The 2,316-nt window shown below is 67.3% G+C and carries 3 protein-coding genes; all 3 read left to right on the forward strand.

Features of this window, described 5'->3' with window-relative positions:
* A partial coding sequence (locus JMF90_RS33865) for an IclR family transcriptional regulator (protein WP_201326056.1) occupies positions 1-679 on the forward strand: 679 nt, incomplete at its 5' end.
* Positions 676-1,473, forward strand: coding sequence for an SDR family oxidoreductase (locus JMF90_RS33870; protein ID WP_011547427.1), 798 nt, complete (start codon positions 676-678; stop codon positions 1,471-1,473). The genes JMF90_RS33865 and JMF90_RS33870, both read left to right, overlap by 4 nt.
* The coding region (locus tag JMF90_RS33875; protein WP_201326057.1) for a thiamine pyrophosphate-binding protein at positions 1,466-2,316 on the forward strand (851 nt) is incomplete at its 3' end. The genes JMF90_RS33870 and JMF90_RS33875, both read left to right, overlap by 8 nt.

Raw genomic sequence — 2,316 nt, forward strand, 5'->3', positions numbered from 1 at the left:
GCTGCAGACGCTCGAATCGCTCGGTTTTCTCGAACGCGCGGACAAGGATCGCAACTACAAGCTCGGCATCGCCGTGCTGCGGCTCGGCTTCGAATACCTGAGCTCGCTGGAGCTGACCGATCTCGGCCTGCCGGTGATCGAGAGCCTGCGCGACGCGACCGGCTTCACGACGCACATCGTGATTCGCGACGGCCGCGACGTGGTGTTCGTCGCGAAGGCGCAGAGCCAGTCGCCGGTGTTCAGCTCGATCCGCGTGAACGTCGGCACCCGGCTGCCCGCGCACGCGACGACGCACGGCCACGTGCTGATGGGCGACCTGTCGCTGAAGGAACTGCACGCGCTGTATCCGGAAGGCGCGCTGAACCGGATGACGAGCGCGACGCCGGAGACGGTTGACGCGCTGTACGACGTGATCCGCGAGGATGCGCTGCGCGGCTACGGCGTCAGCAATTCGTCGTTCGAGCGCGGGATCTCGGTCGTCACGGCGCCGGTGCGCAACGAGACGCAGAAGATCGTCGCGTGCATCACGGTGACGGTGCCGCGTCCGGAGATCGACGCGGCGCTGATCGCGGACGGGCTGATCGACAAGGTGCAGCGCGCGGCGGCGGAATTGTCGCGGCGGCTCAATTACCGCTCGGATGACGAGCACACGTTTCTCAAAGCTTTAGGACTCCGATGATCCAGATCGATCTGACCGGGCAAGTGGCGGTGGTGACGGGCGGCTCGTCCGGCATCGGCCTCGCGACGGCCGAGCGGTTCCTGCAGGCCGGCGCATCGGTCGCCATCTGCGGCCGAGACGACGAACGCCTCGCACGCGCCGAAGCGATGCTGCGCGACAAGTACGCAGGCGCACAACTGCTGGCCGTGCGCTGCGACGTGCTCGACGAAGCCGACGTGACCGCCTTCGCGCAAGCGGTGTCCACGCGTTTCGGCCGCGCCGACATGCTGGTCAACAACGCCGGCCAGGGCCGCGTGTCGACCTTTGCCGATACGACCGACGACGCCTGGCGCGAAGAACTCGAACTGAAGTACTTCAGCATCATCCGCCCGACGCGCGCATTCCTGCCGCTGCTGCGCGACGCGGCCGCGCCGACGATCACCTGTGTGAACTCGCTGCTCGCGCTGCAGCCTGAGCCGCACATGGTCGCGACCTCGTCGGCGCGCGCGGGCGTGCTGAGCCTCGTGAAGTCGCTCGCGACCGAACTCGCGCCGCAGCGCATCCGCGTGAACTCGATCCTGATCGGCATCGTCGAGTCGGGACAGTGGCGCCGCCGTTACGACACGCAGGCGCAGCCCGGCGAAAGCTGGGAAGACTGGACGGGCGCGCTCGCCCGCAAGAAGCACATTCCGCTGAATCGCTTCGGCAAGCCTGACGAGGCCGCCTGGGCACTTTTTTATCTCGCAACGCATCTGTCGTCCTACACGACGGGCAGCCATATCGACGTTTCTGGAGGCTTTGCACGCCATGTCTGAAAAAACCACGGTTGGCGAGCTGATTGCCGCCTTTCTCGAGCAGTGCGGCGTGAAGACCGCATTCGGTGTCATCTCGATCCACAACATGCCGATCCTCGACGCGATCAACTCGCGCGGCAACATCCGGTATGTCGGTGCGCGCGGGGAAGCGGGTGCGCTGAACATGGCCGACGGGCTGGCCCGCGTGTCGGGCGGCCTCGGCGTCGCGTTCACGAGCACGGGCACGGCGGCCGGCAATGCGGCCGGTGCGATGGTCGAGGCACTGACGGCCGGTACCGCGCTGCTGCACGTCACCGGGCAGATCGAGACGCCGTATCTCGACCAGGATCTTGCATATATCCACGAAGCGCCCGACCAGTTGTCGATGCTCGACTCGATCTCGAAGGCCGCGTTCCGCGTGCGTACCGTCGAAACCGTGCTGCCGACGATCCGCGAAGCCGTGCGCATCGCGCAGACGGCACCGACGGGCCCCGTGTCCGTCGAGATTCCGATCGACATCCAGGCAGCCGAAATCGAATGGCCGGAAGACCTCGCGCCGGCGCACGTCGCGGTGCGCGAGCACGACAGCGCCCGCGTCGCGAAGCTTGCCGACGCGCTCGCGGCCAAGCGCCGCCCGCTGCTGTGGCTCGGCGGCGGCGCGCGCCATGCACGCGAGGAAGTCGAACGCCTCGTGAAGCTCGGCTTCGGCGTCGTGACGAGTGTGCAGGGTCGCGGCGTGCTGCCGGAAGATCACCCGGCGACGCTCGGCGCATTCAACGTGCATGCGTCCGTCGAGGCGTTCTACAAGACCTGCGACGCGCTCGTCGTGGTCGGCTCGCGGCTGCGCGGCAACGAAACGCTGAA

It is taken from the genome of Burkholderia sp. E168m23 (genome assembly GCF_016586125.1).
Taxonomy (GTDB): Bacteria; Pseudomonadota; Gammaproteobacteria; order Burkholderiales; family Burkholderiaceae; genus Burkholderia; species Burkholderia orbicola.

Excerpts from the sequence above, each read along its gene's own strand:
- JMF90_RS33870 (WP_011547427.1), top strand. The coding sequence starts at position 676 with ATGATCCAGATCGATCTGACCGGGCAAGTGGCGGTGGTGACGGGCGGC.